Genomic DNA, 16,655 nt, shown 5'->3' with positions numbered 1-16,655 from the left:
TCCCCGTCCCTCCGCCTGCCAAGGAGACCGTGTGATCCCCGCCGTACGCGCCCTCGCCCGTGCCGCCATGGCCGCGCGCCCCGTGCCGCTCGCCGACGTCCAGGCGCGGGCCGAGCTGCTCGCCCGCTTCGGCAGCAGCTACCTCGTCCCCGTCGACGTGTTCGCCGCCTTCGCGGCCGAGCTCACCGATCGCCGACGGCCCGGTGGTCCGTTCGCCGCGCTGTGCATCAACGGGCGCCGCTGGTTCCGCTACTGCTCCGTCTACTACGACACCCCCGACCTGCGCTCCTTCCACGACGACCGACGGGGCCTCCGGGTGCGCTACAAGATCCGCGAACGCCTCTACGCGGACACCGGGGAGCGGCAGTTCGAGATCAAGCTCCAGGGGCGGCGCGGCGAGACGGTCAAGCACCGGCGGCCGCTGCTGCCCGGCGACACGGCCCTCGGCACCGCCCCGCGCGGCTTCCTCGCCTCCGTACTGGACCGCTCGTACGGCATCGCGGCCCCCACCGACCTGGGCCGTTCGATCGAGACCGACTACACCCGGGTCACCCTCGTCGCCGACGGGCAGCGCATCACCTGTGACGCGGCGCTGCTCTGCCGCGACCTGGAGACCGGTCGTACGGTCCGGGCCGACGGCGGGCTGGTCCTCGTCGAGACCAAGACCGCCGGCCGGCTCACCGAGGTGGACCGGCTGCTGCACGGCTACGGCATCCGGGCCGCCGACTTCACCAAGTACGGCGGCGGGCTGTCGGCGCTGCGCCCGCACTTGACCGCCGGCCACCGGCGGGTCGCGGTGCGGACGGCGTTCCCCTCGGCGGTGTGACGGCCCTCCCCCGCGCCGGGGCGGGGGCCGGCCCGCCCTGGAGCTTCCTACAGCCCCGCCGACATTCTGTCCGTGGTGGTGGTGAGGGCCATACACACTGTCGGTACCGGACAAAGGGCGCTGATCCCTAGGCTGAGGATGTTCGCCGTGCCCATCCCTCGGCGGACCCGAGCGACCCGATCCGAGGTACTGACCGTGACCACGACGCACCCCGCCGCCGACCCCGCAGCCGGCGCGGCCGTGAAGGCCGACGACCGCGCCCATGTCTTCCACTCCTGGTCCGCGCAGGGCCTGATCGACCCGCTGCCGATCGCCGGCGCCGAGGGCTCGTACTTCTGGGACTACGACGGCAACCGCTACCTCGACTTCTCCTCCCAGCTGGTCAACACCAACATCGGCCACCAGCACCCCAAGGTCGTCGCCGCGATCCAGGAGCAGGCCGCGAAGCTCTGCACCATCGCACCGGGCTTCGCGGTGGACGTCCGGTCCGAGGCGGCCCGGCTGATCGCCGAGCGCACCCCCGGGGACCTCGACAAGATCTTCTTCACCAACGGCGGCGCGGAGGCCGTGGAGAACGCGGTCCGGATGGCCCGGCTGCACACCGGACGCGCCAAGGTGCTGTCCGCCTACCGCTCGTACCACGGCGCCACCGCCGCCGCGATCAACCTGACCGGCGACCCCCGCCGCTGGCCCTCCGACACCGCCTCGGCCGGCGTGGTGCACTTCTGGGGCCCGTTCCTGTACCGCTCGCCGTTCCACGCCGAGAACGAGCAGCAGGAGTGCGAGCGCGCCCTCGCGCACCTGGAGCAGACCATCGCCTTCGAGGGCCCGCAGTCCATCGCCGCGATCATCCTGGAGACCGTGCCCGGCACCGCCGGGATCATGGTGCCGCCGCCCGGCTACCTCGCCGGCGTCCGTGAGATCTGCGACCGCTACGGCATCGTCTTCATCCTGGACGAGGTGATGGCGGGCTTCGGGCGCACCGGTGAGTGGTTCGCCGCCGACCACTTCGGCGTCACGCCCGACCTGCTGACCTTCGCCAAGGGCGTCAACTCCGGCTACGTCCCGCTGGGTGGTGTGGCGATCAGCGCCGAGATCGCCGCGACCTTCGACCAGCGGCCGTACCCGGGCGGTCTGACGTACTCCGGCCACCCGCTGGCCTGTGCCTCCGCCGTGGCGACGATCAACGCGATGGCCGAGGAGCGGATCGTGGAGAACGCCGCCGAGATCGGCGAGAAGGTCATCGGACCGGGCCTGCGGGAGATCGCCGAGCGGCACCCGTCCGTCGGCGAGGTCCGCGGCCTGGGCGTCTTCTGGGCCCTGGACCTGGTCAGGAACCCGGAGACCCGCGAGCCGCTGGTGCCCTACAACGCCTCCGGCGCCGCCAACGCTCCGATGGCCGAATTCGCCGCGGCCTGCAAGCGCGGCGGGATCTGGCCGTTCGTGAACATGAACCGTACGCACGTCGTCCCGGCCTGCACGATCACCGAGGCCGAGGCCAAGGAGGGACTGGCCGCCCTTGACGAGGCCCTGACGACGGCGGACGCACACGTGGGCTGAAGCGCCCCGCAGCCCTTCCGCACCCCGGCCGGAACACCAGGTCACGGCCACCGCGGGCGGCAGCACCGGGCGGCCCTCGCCTATCGTGGGCGGGGGCCGCTCCCATCTGCGCGGTCATGGACGTCGAAGGAGACGCACACGATGGCCGCCGGCGGAGACAGTTCAGTCATACGTCGCAGCACCCTGCGCCAGCAGATCGCCGATGCGCTGCGCGACGAGGTGCTGGCCGGCCGGCTGCCCTGCGGCCACCCGTTCACCGTCAAGGAGATCGCCGACCAGTACGGTGTCTCCGCGACCCCGGTGCGCGAGGCGCTGCTCGACCTGTGCGCCCAGGGCCTGCTCGACGTCGAACAGCACCGTGGCTTCAAGGTGCACGCCTTCACCGCCGACGACTTCCGCGCCATGGTCGAGGCCCGCACCCTGATCATCGAGGGGATCTTCCGCAGCGGCGCGGAGCGGGCGCTGCGCGCCACCCCCGCCCAGGTGCTGATCTCCATCCGGCGCCGCGCCGAGGAGGCCGAGCGGGCCGCACGGGCCGGCGACCTCGACGTGCTGATCGGCTACGACCTGCGGTTCTGGCGCGAGCTGAGCAGCATCGTGAACAACGCCTACATCAGCGACTTCCTCGATCGGATCCGCATCCAGACCTGGATGTTCGTGGTCCCGCTGCTGCGCCGCCACCCCGACCTCAAGGGCCATCTGTGGCAGGGCCACGGCGCGCTGGCCGACGCCCTGGTCCGCCACGACCTCGCCGCGGCCCAGCGGCTGATCGCCGAGTACAACGAGCACTCCCTGGCGCTCGTGGGGTGAGCACACACCCTCGTGGGACGGCGCGGCTGGCACTACGCTGTCCCGACTCGGCCGTAATGGGCCGTACCCGTAGCTGTACGTGCGCCGGTGTCCCCGTCCCCGACCGGAAGCGAGTCCTCACCCGTGGCATGTGACCTGTGGCTGGTACCTCTCGTCGATGTGCTGTGCCACAGCCCCGACAACCCGTTCTCCGAAGAGATCGCCGCCTACGACAAGGCCCTGACGGAGGCGGGACTGCCGCCGGTCCCGGTCTTCAGCTACATGCCGGGCCTGTCCGGCGACGTGGCCCCCATCGCCGGCTTCGACTACGACGCGCTGCACTTCCTGCGCCGCGCCTACCTGCTGCGCCTGTGCGGCCTGGAAGTGACCCCGGTCGACGAACTGGGCGGCGACTACGAGCAGTTGCTGGAGATGTTCGAGACCACCGCGCAGCAGTCGCACCTGGTGTGGCACTACGACCACGCCGGCGCGTACGTCCCGGTCGACTTCCCGCATCCGCTCGGCAACGACGAACTCCTGGAGGGCGGCGGCCCGTTGGGGTCCTCGCACGGTCTGCTCCGCGACCTCGAACTGGTCGCGCCGGCCCTGGGTATCGATCCGGCCAATCCGCCGGCCGCGCCGGCGCCGCCGGCCGGCCCCACCTCCCTGGAGGAGCGGGCGGGCGCGGCGCCCCTGGACGACGGTCCGTTCGCCCGGGAGCGTCATGTGTGGCTCGGCCTGCACGCGGCCGCCACCAGGAGCCTGGGCCAGGGCTCCATGATCGTCTTCAGCTGATCCGGAGCGCGCGGGAGGAGCGGGGCGGCGCGGGGCGCCGAGGCTGAGGGGCGGTGGTCGGGTGACGGGCGAGTGGCGGGCGGGTGGCGCCACGCCCGCCTACCGCCCGTGCTCCGGCGGCCGCTGCCGCGGCATGTTCGGCCGGGCGCGGTGCGGCACCGCGAACCGCCCCGGCTGCCCCGCGCCCTCCGGCCGCGGCGCCACCCACGGCACCACGGCCTGGGCGGCCTGCGGCGCCGGACCGGCCCGGAACTCCGCCATCCAGTCGGCCGTCTCGGCGCGCACCAGCTCCCCGAGGTCCTCGTGGAACCGCCGCAGCACCCCCAGACAGCGCTCCGCCGCCTCGCTCGCGGTGCCCTCGGTCGGTCCGAGCACCTCGCGCACGCCCTCGGTGGCCCAGTCGAACTGCAATGTCTCCAGCCGCCGGTGGATCGCCTGGGCCGTCGCCAGGTCCCGCATCCAGCCGGCCGTCACCCCGAAGTAACGGTCGCAGCCCACGCACACCGCCGCCAACAGCAGTGCCAACCAGCCCCAGGGCTCCCCGCCCCGCCAGACCCCGGCCAGATCCAGCAGCGCCAGCACCCCGCCCCCCGTCACCCCGGCCGCGGCCCCCATCCGCAGCGCCCGCGCACCGCGCCGCTTGCCCACCCGGTCGTGCAGGTACCAGCCGGCGGTGCGCAGCGCGCCCTGCTCGGTCCACAGGTAGAGCGCGTCCAGCCGGTCGGCCGGCTCGGCCCAGTCGCCGCCCGGGAACGCCCGCCCGGCGAGATCCGGCCGGCCGCGGCGCCGGCTCCCGTTCTGCCGAGCCGGGCGGCCGCTCTCCCGAGGGGGCCCGTCGGGCTGCATCTCCGGCTGGTTCACCCGTGCACTCCCTCTCTACGTTCTCTGCGCTCGGTGCGGATACGTGCGGTGCGGACGACCGCGGTGCGGATACCCGCGGCGCGGACGACCGCGGTGCACGCGGGACATGACGTACTGCGGTGCACACGGGACATAAGGCGACGGCCGTTGTGCGCAGCCCCTTTCCTACCGCCGAACGGTTGGCCTCGGCCGCAAGATCACGCTATTTCCGCCCAGAAGTGGTGCACGATCGGATATAGGGCCATCGGTCATCTCACTCGAAAGGGTTGCCACCGGGGTCGGGGACGGCGCCCGGCGGATTCCGGCCGCCGCCCGCCCTCGTGCGATCGGGCACGTCCTTGTGCGATCGGGGCACGCCCGGCGTCCGGCCCGTTGGTGCATTCGTCTAGGCTGCCACCGTGAAGGTCCTCGTCATCGGCGGCGGCGCCCGCGAACACGCCCTGTGCCGCTCTCTGTCTCTCGACCCCGACGTCACCGCGCTGCACTGCGCTCCCGGCAACGCCGGCATCGCCGAGGTGGCCGAATTGCACGGGGTCGACGCCCTCGACGGCGCGGCCGTCGCCGAACTCGCGGCCGGCCTGGAGGCCGACCTGGTCGTCGTCGGCCCCGAGGCCCCCCTGGTGGCGGGCGTCGCGGACGCGGTGCGCGACCGCGGCATCCCGGTCTTCGGCCCGTCGGCCCGGGCCGCGCAGCTGGAGGGCTCCAAGGCCTTCGCCAAGGACGTGATGGCGGCCGCCGGGGTGCCCACCGCCCGCAGCTACGTCTGCACCACCCCGGACGAGATCGACGAGGCGTTGGACGCCTTCGGGGCGCCGTACGTCGTCAAGGACGACGGGCTGGCGGCCGGCAAGGGCGTCGTCGTCACCGAGGACGTCGCGGCCGCCCGCGCCCACGCGCTGGCCTGCGTGGCACAGCGTCGCGAAGCGACTCCGTCCGAGGTGGAGGCGGGCGAGGGGCGGGCCGTCATCGAGGAGTTCCTCGACGGCCCGGAGGTGTCGCTCTTCGCGGTCACCGACGGCGAGACCGTCGTCCCGCTACAGCCCGCCCAGGACTTCAAGCGCGCCTACGACGGCGACCAGGGCCCCAACACCGGCGGGATGGGCGCCTACAGCCCGCTGCCGTGGGCCGACCCCAAGCTGGTCGACGAGGTCATGGCCACCGTTCTCCAGCCCACCGTCGACGAGCTGCGCCGCCGCGGCACCCCGTTCTCCGGGCTGCTCTACGCGGGCCTGGCGATCACCTCGCGCGGGGTGCGGGTGATCGAGTTCAACGCCCGCTTCGGCGACCCGGAGACCCAGGTCGTGCTCGCCCGTCTGAAGACCCCGCTCGGCGGTCTGCTGCACGCCGCCGCCACCGGCGACCTCGCCGCGCTGCCGCCGCTGCGCTGGAGCGACGACGCCGCCGTGACGGTCGTCATCGCCTCCCACAACTACCCGGGCACCCCGCGCACCGGCGACGCCATCGAGGGGCTGGCCGAGGTCGCCGAGCAGGACGCCCCGGACGCGTACGTCCTGCACGCCGGCACCAAGCGGGACGAGGCGGGCGCGGTGCTCAGCGCGGGCGGCCGGGTGCTGTCCGTCACCGCCACCGGCGCCGACCTCACCACCGCCCGGCAGCGCGCCTACCGCGCCGTGGGCCGGATCTCCCTGGACGGCTCCCAGCACCGCACGGACATCGCCGCCAAGGTCGCGGACGCGGCGGCGGGCGCCTGACGCGCGCCGCAGAGGCACCACCCCCGGAGGGACGGGGCGTACGACGACGCCGATGCCACAGCGGTCGTACGCCCGGTCCGCACCGCTGGTCACGGGTTCCCGGCTTTACCCAAAGCCATTCCATCGAGTGACCACGCCAGATTCCGGCTGACGAGACCAACACCCCCAACTAGGGTGCGGCGCAAGCGCTCTGCGGTTTTCCGCGCCGTTCTTCGGCACGGCTGCCGCCGGGGCGTCCGGCAAGTGGCCCACCGGCATTGCGATGTCAGTGGCCAGTGCCACAGTGGTGGTGTGCGAGCTCGCTCGCACACACAACCGCAATGTTCGAAGGCGTCCGTCCCGTGTTCTCTCGTCCGGCTCCATCAGGACAGCAGGGGGTGTACAGGCTCGTGGCAAGTCCGGAAACAGGCGTCCTGGCGGCGCATGCCCGTGCCCTCGCCGTGCTGCGGATCCGCGGCACGGCACTGGCGGTGGCACTGGTGCCCGCGGCCGTGGCGGTGGTGCTGTCCGCCGGCCGGGCGACCGGCCATCTCGGCGCCGGCGGTGGCTGGGACCTGGCCGGCTGGGTCGTCGGGGCCACCGCCGTGCTCAGCCTGCTGCTCGCGACGCTGGTCACCGGAGTCGTCGTACGCGCCAGGCCGGCGCTCAGCCCCTCGGTGCCGATCTCCGAGAAGGCGGCCCCCGACCTGTACCGCCTGGTCCGTGACCTCGCCGACCGGCTCGGGGTCCCCGCACCGTCCGCAATAGCGCTCACGCCGGACTGCGACAGCTGGCTGGAGGACCGTACACACCGCGCCCACGGCCCGCCCCGCCGCGGCCGGCGCACCACGGACCAGGCCCGCCGGGCGGGCCACGAGGCCCCGGTCCTGGTGATCGGCTCGCCGTTCCTGTGGTGGATGCGGGTCGCCGAACTGCGCGCCCTGCTGGCCCCGGTCGTCGCCGGCACCGGCCCGTCCGCGCACCCCGACATAGCCGCGGCCCGCCGCTTCATCCGCGGCCTGGACGCCGCGGTCGCGGTGGCCGCCCGCGCTCGGGGCCCGCTGCGCGGCCCGGCGCTCCGCTTCGCCGGCCGGGTGGCCCGGCTGCTGCTGCGGGCCTGCCGCGAACACGCCACGATCATGGAGCGGGCCGTCGCGGCCGCCGCCTCCGAGCGCGCCCAGACCGTCGACTACGGCCTGCGGATCGTCGCCCAGGAGCAGGTCGGCCTCGCCTACGCGGGGTGGGACCGGCTGCTGACCCGGGTCGCGCTGCCCGCCTGGCGGATGGGCCGCTGGCCGTCCCGGCTGGACGCCGGCGTGGTCTCCGCGCTCACCGAGCTCTCCCGCCGCGACCGCCTCGCCGACGGCTTCGCCTCCCGCCTGGGCGAGCGCCCCGCCTGCGACCTCTTGGAGGAGCCGGGCGCCATCGACCGCGCCGCCTCCCTGCTGGCCGCCCGCCTCTTCCACGGCGGCCCGGCCGAACCGGGCCCCGACTGGTCTCCGGTCGGCTGGAACCAGTACCCCGAAGAGGTCGTGGACCGGAAGTGGCGCCTGGAGGCCGCCCGCCTCCACCGCGTCCTCGACGAACTCCCGGCCACGCCGCTCCCGCCCACCCCCGCCGCGACCCCGGACCCCGCTCCGGCCGCCCCGCCCCTGACGTACGCCGGCACCGCGGCCCGTACCCCCGTGGGTGGCCGCCCCGCGGGCCGGCCGTCCGGCGACGGCCGCCCGGCAGAGCCCCCGGCGGCCCCCGCGGACCCTCGCGCCGACGAGCCGGCGGCGCCGGGGCCGACCCTGGCCCGGGTCATCGACCGGCTCGCCCACGACGAGCGCGCCGGCGACCTGGTCGCCGCGCGGCTGGGCGCGGAGGTCGAGAGGGAGGAGCGCGAGGAGGCGGCGCGTCAGGCGGCCGGCGGCGACCGCGCGACACAGGACACCGCGGCGGGCGTGGCCTGGGGCGACGGTCTCTTCGAGGGCGGCCTCCCGCTGTTCCCGCTCCAGCCGCCCCGCACCGGCCGTGAGCTGCTCGCGGACCACGTCACGGCGATGGTCTGCTGCGCCGCCGTCGACACCGCCGGTGCCGCCCCCGGCCTCGACTGGCTGGACGGCCCGGCGCTGCTGGTCGACGGCGCCCGCCGGGTCGACCTCGGTCGCCCGGTGCTCAGCCTGGTCGACGACGGTGATGCGGAACCGCTCCGCGGCTGGCTGACGACGGTCGGCGTGCGCCCCGAGAAGCCGGTCCGGCTGGTATGAGCCGGTCGGCGGGCCGGACCGTGCGCCGGGGCCCGCGCCCGTCCCCGCGCCGGCGGCCGCGCCGACCTGCGAACGGGCGTGCGGGAGGGTCACCCGCAGTGTTCCGGATTCCCGGCTGAATGTTCTCTTCCAGTTCGTGTTTCGGGGCAAGTGCATCTAAATTCACGACGAAGGGTGACGAAGCGAGTGCGTAATGTGATGTGCTGGGGGTGGCCGGGTTCGCTCAGTCGGAGGTAGAGGCCGGCCCGATCGGCCGCGGCCAGTGGGGGACGCGGGAGGGGAGTGGAAGGTGGCGACGGAACAGATCAGGCGCTGGGAGTCGGGCGCCCTCGCCCACGCGGTCACGGACCCGTTCGGACAGGGACCACTGCCCTGGCTGCGCGGCAGCGAGAACTACTTCGACTCCGGCCGCATCATCCCCTGGTACGTCGACCCCGCCGTGGCCCAGGGCGATCTGCGGGTGCCCGCTCCCCGCAAGCACAACGGCCCGCGCACCGCCGACGACGTCCACCGTCAGATCAAGGGCTTCGCCGGCACCGGCGCGGTGGCCCCCGGCGACGCCATCGACTTCCGGGTCTCGGTCGACCCGCCGCAGCCGTTCAGCATCGACGTCTACCGCATCGGCCACTACGGCGGTGCCGGAGCCGCCAAGATCACCACCAGTCCGCGGCTCTCCGGCATCGTCCAACCGCCCCCGCTGACCGTCGACCGCACCGTCTCCTGCCACCACTGGTGGCTGTCCTGGCGCCTCCAGGTGCCGACGTACTGGCAGCTCGGGGCCTATGTCGCGGTGCTGACCACCGCCGACGGCTACCGCTCCCACATCCCCTTCACGGTCCGCGACGACACCCCCGCCGACCTGCTCCTGCTGCTGCCCGACATCACCTGGCAGGCCTACAACCTCTACCCGGAGGACGGCCGCACCGGCGCCAGCCTCTACCACGCCTGGGACGAGAAGGGCGCCCTGCTCGGCGAGCGGGACGCCGCCACCACCGTCTCCTTCGACCGCCCCTACGCCGGCGCCGGCCTGCCCCTCCATGTCGGCCACGCCTACGACTTCATCCGCTGGGCCGAGCGCTACGGCTACGACCTGGCCTACGCGGACGCCCGCGACCTGCACGCCGGCCGGGTCGACCCCTCCCGCTACCGGGGCCTGGTCTTCCCCGGCCACGACGAGTACTGGTCGGTGCCCATGCGCCGCACGGTCGAGCTCGCCCGCGACACCGGCACCTCCCTGGTGTTCCTCTCCGCCAACACCATGTACTGGCAGGTCGAACTCTCCCCGTCGCCCTCGGGCCCGGACTCGCTGCTCAACTGTCGTAAACGCCAGGGGCCCGGCCGCCCCGCCCTCTGGCGCGAGCTCGGCAACCCCGAGCAGCGGCTGATGGGCATCCAGTACGCCGGCCGGGTCCCCGAACCCGCTCCCATGGTCGTCCGCAACGCCGGCCACTGGCTGTGGGAGGCCACCGGCGCCCACGAAGGCGATGAGCTCCCCGGCCTGGTCGCCGGCGAGGCCGACCGCTACTTCCCGCGCACCAGCCTCCCCGAGCACACCCGCCGCATCCTGCTCGCCCACTCCCCGTACCACGACGGTGAGGGCACCCGCCGCCATCAGGAGACCTCCCTCTACCGCTCCCCCAGCGGCGCCCTGGTCTTCGCCTCCGGCACCTTCGCCTGGTCCCCGGCGCTCGACCGCCCCGGCCATGTCGACCAGCGTATCCAGCGCGCCACCGCCAACCTCCTCGACCGCATCTGCAAACGCGACTAGGGGATCTCGGGAGGGCAGCCGGCCCCCGTGGGACGCCGGCCTTCCGCATACGGGAGAATCGGAACGACTCCTGGATCAACCTACGCGGAGGAAGCGTGTCCGGTTTCGTAGAAAAGCCTGAGCCCGTGGAGGTCCCGGGGCTCACCCACCTCCACACCGGCAAGGTGCGCGACCTCTACCAGAACGCCGCCGGCGACCTGATCATGGTTGCCAGCGACCGCACCTCCGCCTACGACTGGGTGCTGCCCACCGAGATCCCCGACAAGGGCCGGGTGCTCACCCAGCTGTCCCTGTGGTGGTTCGACCAGCTCTCCGACCTGGCGCCCCATCACGTCCTCTCCACCGATGTCCCGGCCGGCGCCCCCGCCGACTGGGCGGGCCGCACCCTGGTCTGCACATCGCTGCGGATGGTCCCCGTCGAGTGCGTGGCCCGCGGCTACCTCGCCGGCTCCGGCCTCGTCGAGTACCGCCGGTCCCGTACGGTCTGTGGTCTGGAGCTCCCCGAGGGCCTCACCGACGGCTCCGAACTCCCCACGCCGATCTTCACCCCGGCCACCAAGGCCGCCGTCGGCGACCACGACGAGAACGTCTCCTTCGAGGAGACCGCCCGCCAGGTCGGTGCCGACGTCGCCGCCCAGCTGCGCGAGGCCACCCTCGCCATCTACGGCCGGGCCCGCGACATCGCCCGCGAACGGGGCCTCATCCTGGCCGACACCAAGTTCGAGTTCGGCTTCGACGAGCGCTCCGGGGGCGAGCCGGTGCTGACCCTCGCCGACGAGGTCCTCACGCCGGACTCCTCGCGCTACTGGCCCGCCGACCAGTGGGAGCCGGGCCGCGCCCAGCCCTCCTTCGACAAGCAGTTCGTCCGCGACTGGCTGACCTCGCCGGCCGCGGCCTGGGACCGTACGGGCGAGCTGCCGCCGCCCGCGCTCCCGCAGGAGATCGTCGAGCGCACCCGCGCCAAGTACGTCGAGGCCTACGAGCGCCTCACCGGCGACAGCTGGTCATAACCCGCCGCCCGTCCGACGGGAGCGACCCACGCGAAGGGGCCCCTCACCAAGGGGGCCCCACATCAAGGGGGCCCTCACGAAGGGGGCCCCGCACGAAAAGGGCCCCGGTCATCGACCGGGGCCCTTTTTCCATCTGGAGCGGACGACGAGGCTCGAACTCGCGACCTCAACCTTGGCAAGGTTGCGCTCTACCAACTGAGCTACGTCCGCATGCTCCGCGCCTGGCTCCTCGAAGGGACCCGTCACCGCGCGGTGCGGGGTCCACTATAGCCAACCTCGCTCGCGTGCGAGACGCGCCGCCGCATGGCGGTTCTCCGCGCCCAGCTTCGCGGTCGCCGACGAGAGGTAGTTCCGCACCGTCCCCGGAGACAACGAGGTCCGCCCGGCGATCTCCGCGATCGGCGCCCCCGCCTCCGCGCACTCCAACACCTCCGCCTCCCGGACCGTCAGCGGCGACTCCCCGGCGCTGATCGCATCCGCAGCCAACTCCGGGTCCACATAGCGGTTCCCGGCGTGGACGGTGCGGATGATCTCCGCCAGCCGCTGGGCCGACACGGTCTTCGGTACGAACCCCCGGACCCCGGCCTCCAGCGCCCTCTTCAGGTGTCCCGGCCGGCCGTGACTCGTCACGATCATGGACCGGCACTCCGGCACTTCACTGCGCAGGGATGTGGCCACCGCCACACCGTCCGCCCCCGGCATCTGAAGATCCAGCACCGCCACGTCCGGACGATGGGCCCGGGCCATCGCCCGCGCCTCCGGACCCGTCGCCGCCTGCGCGACCACCAGCAGATCGTCCTCCAGCGACAGCAGCGCCGCCAGCGCTCCCCGGATCAGGTGCTCGTCGTCCGCCAGCAACACCCGGATCACCGCCCCCTCGCTCACCCCGTCACCCCTGTCGTCGTCATCGGCAGCTCGACCGTCAGCCGGTACGAGCCCTTGCGGGCCGGGCCCGAGACCAGGGTCCCGCCCAGGGGCTGGAGCCGTTCCCGCAGCCCCTTCAGACCGCTGCCGGGAAGGGCCCCGGTGGCGGTCGCCCCGTCCCGCGGATCGCCGACCCCGTCGTTCTCCATGGTCATCACGAGCACCGAGCGCTCCGGGTCGATCCGGGTGCGCAGCGCACAGCTGCGGACATCGGCGGCGTGCCGCAGCACGTTCGTGGTGCCTTCACGGACGACCCAGCCGAGCGCCGACTCCACCTCCTCCGGCAACCGCAGGCCCTCCCCGCCCTCGATACGGCAGTCGACGCCGGCCGCGCGCAGTATCGAGCGGGCCCCGGCCAACTCCGCCTGGAGATCGACCTTGCGGTAGCCGCGCACCACCTCCCGTATCTCGCGCTGCGACTCCTGGGCGATCCGCTGCACCTCCACCATCTGTGTAACCGCCTCCGGCTGCTCCCGGCGGGCCAGCTGCACGGCCAGCTCGCTCTTCAGCGCGATCACCGCCAGATTCCGTCCCATCACATCGTGCAGATCCCGGCCGAACCGCAGCCGTTCCTCGGCGACCGCGAGCCGAGAGGCGGTGGCGCGCGCTGCGTCCAGCTGCCCGATGACGGCGAGCAGCCAGCCCGTGGGCCGCGCCATTCCCAAGGCCCATCCGCCCGCGAAGAGCACCAGGCCCGCCAGCGTCAGAGATATGGGCAAGGAGCGCGTGTACGGCAGGAGCAACAGCGTCTGCCCCGCCGCGGTGCCGAACAGCGTTGCCAGGAACCTCCGCTTGGACACCACCAGGCACTGGGCCATGAAGAACGGCGTCAGGGTCGAGGCGACCGCCAGCGCCGCGTTGCCCAGATGCTCCTTGCCGACCCCGCTGATGGCGAGCAGGGCGAACAGCGCGGCCTCGGAGAGGAAGGTCAGCACGGCGGAGCCGACCAGCAGCCGGTTCGGGGTCGCCCCGCGGTTGAGGTACCGCTCCAGGGCGCGGTGCAACAGGGGCTTGGCCAGGACTCCCTGCGCCACATTCAGCCCCATGGCCACCATGATCAGCGTGATCGGGAGGGTGCGGCCCATCGTCGTGCCCGTGAGCAGCGCCACCCCGCCGAACACCGGAAACCAGGCAATGAGGTACAGCGTCCAGCGGAAGTAGGCGTCCACCATGCTCATCCGGCTGCGCCGCCGCCACATCGCCCGCACCCACTTGCTCATGTGCTGCTCGCCCCCCCCGTCGTACCGATTGCGCCACCGCGCGTCGTGCGCCGCCGGGGAGCCGCGGCCCGCCCGGTGGATCCGGGGCGGACACCTCCTAGCGGCGCGGTTCCCAGCGGAACCACCGCTGCACAGCAAACAAGGCGATCCCGGCCCAGGCCAAACCGCTGAGCAGGTGCCCCAGCGTCTGCTTGACGTCCCCGCCGCCCGTCCAGCCCGCCCGTATCAGCTCCATCGCCGGTGACAGCGGCAGGAGCCCGAGAACGTCGGCCACCCGCTCCGGGTAGACGTCGAGCGGAACGACCATCCCGGACCCCGCCATCGACACCAGCATGAGGGGCAGCACGGTGAGCTGGGCCGCTTCGGTGGACCTGGTCAGGCGTGCGGACACCGCTGCGAACCCGACGGCCACGACCATGCCCAACGCCAGCCCGGCGAGCAGCAGATGCGGCGCCGACGGGAGGCCGGCGTCCAGGACCGGGCCGCCCACGAACACCAGCAGGGCGCACTGCGCCAGCCCCAGGACCACCGAGGGCAGGGCGGTGCCGGCCAGTATTTCCAGATCCCGCAGCTCGCCGGTGCGCAGCCGTTTGAGGACCAGCTCCTCGCGCCGGGCCACATAGGCGCTGGTCAGACTGGCGTAGACGGCGAAGACCAGGACGAATCCGAGAGTGCCCGGCAGCAGCACCGTTCCGACCGAGAGCCCCGCACCGGACAGCGGCATTCCCTCGACCGCCCGTTTCATGGCGAACGCCATGGCCACAGGGAGGACCAGCGTGGTGAACATGGCGGACTTGTTGCGGCCGAGGAGCGTCAACTCCGCGCGCCCCAGGGAGAGTAGACGGGCCGTCGGGCCGATTGCCGCCGGTGATGCGGTGCGCTGATTGTCGCTGACTTCCCGCGCGATTGCCCTCATGCCTTCTCCAGCCCCTTTGCTATCTGTAGAAATGCCTCTTCCAGGGATGCCGGTCTGACGTCCAGACCGCCCAGCGCTATCCCCTTTTCCCGCGCCCAGACCAGCACTCCGGTCGCGGTCCGCTGGAGCTCGTCGGTCCTCAGCCGGACCCTGCGCCCGGACGTCTCGTGGCCGACGACGCCCAGCGCCTCCAGCGGGGGAAGGTCGCCGACGTGGTAGCCCTCGGGCAGCTCGAAGGAGATGTGGGAGGGGTGCGCGGCGACGACCTCCGCGACATGTCCGGACGCCGCTATCCGCCCGTTGTGCAGGATCGCCAGCCGGTCCGCCAGCTCCTCGGCCTCCTCCAGATAGTGCGTGGTCAGCACGATCGTGGCGCCCCCGTCGCGCAGCTCACGGACCAGTTCCCAGGTCGCGTGGCGCGCTTCGGTGTCCAGCCCGGTCGTGGGCTCGTCCAGGAACAGCACCTCCGGCTCTCCCAGCAGCGCCAGCGCCAGATCCAGCCGCCGCCGCTCCCCACCGGACAGCTGCTTGACCCGTACGTCCTTGCGCCGCTCCAGTCCGACCCGGGACAGCGCCTCCTGGACCGGCCGCGCCCCGGTGGTGCACCCCGCCCACATCCGCAGGGTCTCCGCGGGCGTCAGCTCGGAGGGGAACCCGCCTTCCTGGAGCATCACGCCGACCCGGGGCCGGACCGCGGCCCGCTCGCGGAACGGATCATGGCCCAGCACCCGGACCCGTCCGCCCGTGGGCGCGGCCAGCCCCTCCAGCAGTTCGAGGGTGGAGGTCTTGCCCGCGCCATTGGTCCCCAGCAGCGCGAACAGCTCCCCGCGCGCGACCGAGAAGTCGATGCCCCGCACGGCCTCGAACCCCGTGGGCCTGCCCGGCGGGACCCGATCACCGTGTCCGCCCAGCCCCCGCGCCCGCCCCCGCGTCGAACGCCCGCCGGCGTCGCCGTACGACCTGCGAAGCCCCGTGACCTCGATCACGTCGGCGCCGCGCTCACATAGCGAGCCGGCGCCGCGGTGCCCTGCACCCCCGGTGCTTTTCTCCCCGATGTTCATGGTTCCAGCGTTCCGCCGACCCGCGTTTCCGGGCAGTGCGGCCTGTCATCGCAGCTGATGACAAATGTCAGTTGCCGATGATCGAAGAGTGGGCAAGGAGACGGCGTGTGGAGCACGGGAACGGTGAAATGCAGAAGGCCCCGGTCGCGATGACCGGGGCCTTCTTTCTGAGCGGACGACGAGGCTCGAACTCGCGACCTCAACCTTGGCAAGGTTGCGCTCTACCAACTGAGCTACGTCCGCAGGCATCCACTCGGCTTTCACCGAGCGGCGCGACAGCTACTCTACCTGATCCAACGGAGTGGTCGAGACTGTCAGAGCGGGTGACAGGGATTGCACACTGCGCCTCCCCCTTGGAAAGGGGGCGCTCTACTACTGAGCTACACCCGCGTGACTCCGTGAGGTCCGGCCTTTCGGCCTCGCCCCTCGGCGTGCTCCAGACTCTAGCTGATCAGTGGGGGTGCTGTGCAAGTCCGCTGCGCCCGGCCCGAGCGGTGCCGGCAAGTCGGTTAGCGGTTGGCCGCGTTGAAGGCCTCGTAGACCTTCTTGGGGATCCGGCCGCGCGGCGGGACGTCCATCTGGTTCGAGCGGGCCCAGGCCCGGACGGCCGCGGGGTCGGGGGTCACCGCGGTCCGGTGGTAGGCCTTGCCGGACTTCGCCCGCTTGCGGCCGGCCTCGACGAAGGGGGCGAGTGCGCCGCGCAGTTTCTTCGCATTGGCGGGATTGAGGTCGATCTCGTACGACTTCCCGTCCAATCCGAAGGTGACCGTCTCTGCGGCTTCTCCTCCGTCGATGTCATCGGAGAGCGTTACTACTACGCGCTGCGCCACGGATATCGGTCCTTTCGTGGAGCCACCCCTTGTTGACATGGGGTGATGCTCCGGATCCGGCTGATTGGGATCAATGCTTTTTCATTTGTACAGCGATGGGCATTGCATTGTGAAGCCCAGTTAATTTTGTCAGCGTGTCTTCCCGCAATCGG

Annotated in this window: 14 protein-coding genes and 3 tRNA genes; 8 read left to right on the top strand and 9 right to left on the bottom strand. The window is 72.7% G+C overall.

From position 1 onward, the window contains the following. Positions 1–31 precede the first annotated feature (31 nt). The 4 genes from AB0C96_RS12430 to AB0C96_RS12415 all read left to right on the top strand — a co-directional run bounded on the left by AB0C96_RS12430 (position 32) and on the right by AB0C96_RS12415 (position 3,970). Complete coding sequence (locus tag AB0C96_RS12430; protein WP_362916427.1) at positions 32–826, top strand: VTC domain-containing protein; 795 nt, start codon at positions 32–34, stop codon at positions 824–826. 195 nt (positions 827–1,021) lie between these two features. Continuing rightward, the gene (locus AB0C96_RS12425; RefSeq protein WP_362916425.1) at positions 1,022–2,386 is read left to right on the top strand and encodes an aspartate aminotransferase family protein; all 1,365 of its coding nucleotides are present in this window, start codon (positions 1,022–1,024) and stop codon (positions 2,384–2,386) included. 141 nt (positions 2,387–2,527) lie between these two features. Further along, entirely contained in the window at positions 2,528–3,196 is a 669-nt protein-coding gene (locus tag AB0C96_RS12420) for a GntR family transcriptional regulator (RefSeq protein ID WP_362916424.1), read from the top strand. A gap of 123 nt (positions 3,197–3,319) precedes the next feature. Continuing rightward, a complete protein-coding gene (locus tag AB0C96_RS12415; protein ID WP_362916422.1) occupies positions 3,320–3,970 on the top strand; it encodes a hypothetical protein in 651 nt (216 codons plus the stop codon). A gap of 99 nt (positions 3,971–4,069) precedes the next feature. Here the strand turns inward: AB0C96_RS12415 and AB0C96_RS12410 are convergent, their stop codons facing one another. Continuing rightward, positions 4,070–4,831, bottom strand: coding sequence for an SLATT domain-containing protein (locus AB0C96_RS12410; RefSeq protein WP_362916420.1), 762 nt, complete (start codon positions 4,829–4,831; stop codon positions 4,070–4,072). A gap of 398 nt (positions 4,832–5,229) precedes the next feature. Between AB0C96_RS12410 and purD the strand changes: the two genes are divergently transcribed. The 4 genes from purD (at position 5,230) to AB0C96_RS12390 (ending at position 11,552) form a co-directional block, all read left to right on the top strand. Continuing rightward, positions 5,230–6,543: a phosphoribosylamine--glycine ligase gene (purD, locus tag AB0C96_RS12405; RefSeq protein ID WP_362916418.1), complete on the top strand. Its 1,314-nt coding sequence runs from the start codon at positions 5,230–5,232 to the stop codon at positions 6,541–6,543. A 440-nt stretch (positions 6,544–6,983) separates the two neighbouring features. After that, positions 6,984–8,774 carry a hypothetical protein gene (locus AB0C96_RS12400; protein ID WP_362916509.1) on the top strand — a complete coding sequence of 597 codons (1,791 nt, stop codon included), beginning with the start codon at positions 6,984–6,986 and terminating at the stop codon, positions 8,772–8,774. A gap of 289 nt (positions 8,775–9,063) precedes the next feature. Then, positions 9,064–10,542 carry a N,N-dimethylformamidase beta subunit family domain-containing protein gene (locus tag AB0C96_RS12395; protein WP_362916416.1) on the top strand — a complete coding sequence of 493 codons (1,479 nt, stop codon included), beginning with the start codon at positions 9,064–9,066 and terminating at the stop codon, positions 10,540–10,542. A gap of 95 nt (positions 10,543–10,637) precedes the next feature. Further along, the gene (locus AB0C96_RS12390; protein WP_362916414.1) at positions 10,638–11,552 is read left to right on the top strand and encodes a phosphoribosylaminoimidazolesuccinocarboxamide synthase; all 915 of its coding nucleotides are present in this window, start codon (positions 10,638–10,640) and stop codon (positions 11,550–11,552) included. Positions 11,553–11,686: 134 nt separating this feature from the next. On the opposite strand, the gene AB0C96_RS12385 is transcribed toward AB0C96_RS12390, so the two are convergent. The 8 genes from AB0C96_RS12385 to AB0C96_RS12350 form a co-directional block, all read right to left on the bottom strand. Then, positions 11,687–11,762 (bottom strand) — tRNA-Gly (locus tag AB0C96_RS12385). A 54-nt stretch (positions 11,763–11,816) separates the two neighbouring features. Continuing rightward, a complete protein-coding gene (locus tag AB0C96_RS12380) occupies positions 11,817–12,437 on the bottom strand; it encodes a response regulator transcription factor (protein WP_362916412.1) in 621 nt (206 codons plus the stop codon). Beyond that, positions 12,434–13,696 carry a histidine kinase gene (locus AB0C96_RS12375; RefSeq protein WP_362916410.1) on the bottom strand — a complete coding sequence of 421 codons (1,263 nt, stop codon included), beginning with the start codon at positions 13,694–13,696 and terminating at the stop codon, positions 12,434–12,436. Before AB0C96_RS12375 ends, AB0C96_RS12380 begins: the two co-directional genes overlap by 4 nt. Positions 13,697–13,793: 97 nt before the next feature. Continuing rightward, a complete protein-coding gene (locus AB0C96_RS12370) occupies positions 13,794–14,612 on the bottom strand; it encodes an ABC transporter permease (RefSeq protein ID WP_362916408.1) in 819 nt (272 codons plus the stop codon). After that, entirely contained in the window at positions 14,609–15,673 is a 1,065-nt protein-coding gene (locus tag AB0C96_RS12365) for an ABC transporter ATP-binding protein (protein WP_362916406.1), read from the bottom strand. The genes AB0C96_RS12370 and AB0C96_RS12365 overlap by 4 nt, the downstream gene beginning before the upstream one ends. Before the next feature lie 170 nt (positions 15,674–15,843). Further along, positions 15,844–15,916, bottom strand: a tRNA-Gly gene (locus AB0C96_RS12360). A 75-nt stretch (positions 15,917–15,991) separates the two neighbouring features. Further along, positions 15,992–16,063: transfer RNA gene (locus AB0C96_RS12355), tRNA-Gly, on the bottom strand. 119 nt (positions 16,064–16,182) lie between these two features. Then, the gene (locus AB0C96_RS12350) at positions 16,183–16,503 is read right to left on the bottom strand and encodes an Lsr2 family protein (protein WP_362916404.1); all 321 of its coding nucleotides are present in this window, start codon (positions 16,501–16,503) and stop codon (positions 16,183–16,185) included. Positions 16,504–16,655: the final 152 nt, after the last annotated feature.

This window comes from Streptomyces sp. NPDC048506 (assembly GCF_040651315.1).
In the GTDB taxonomy this organism is placed as follows: Bacteria; Actinomycetota; Actinomycetes; order Streptomycetales; family Streptomycetaceae; genus Streptomyces.
Note: the sequence above shows the minus strand (reverse complement) of the source record. Positions and strands in the feature narration are given on the sequence as shown.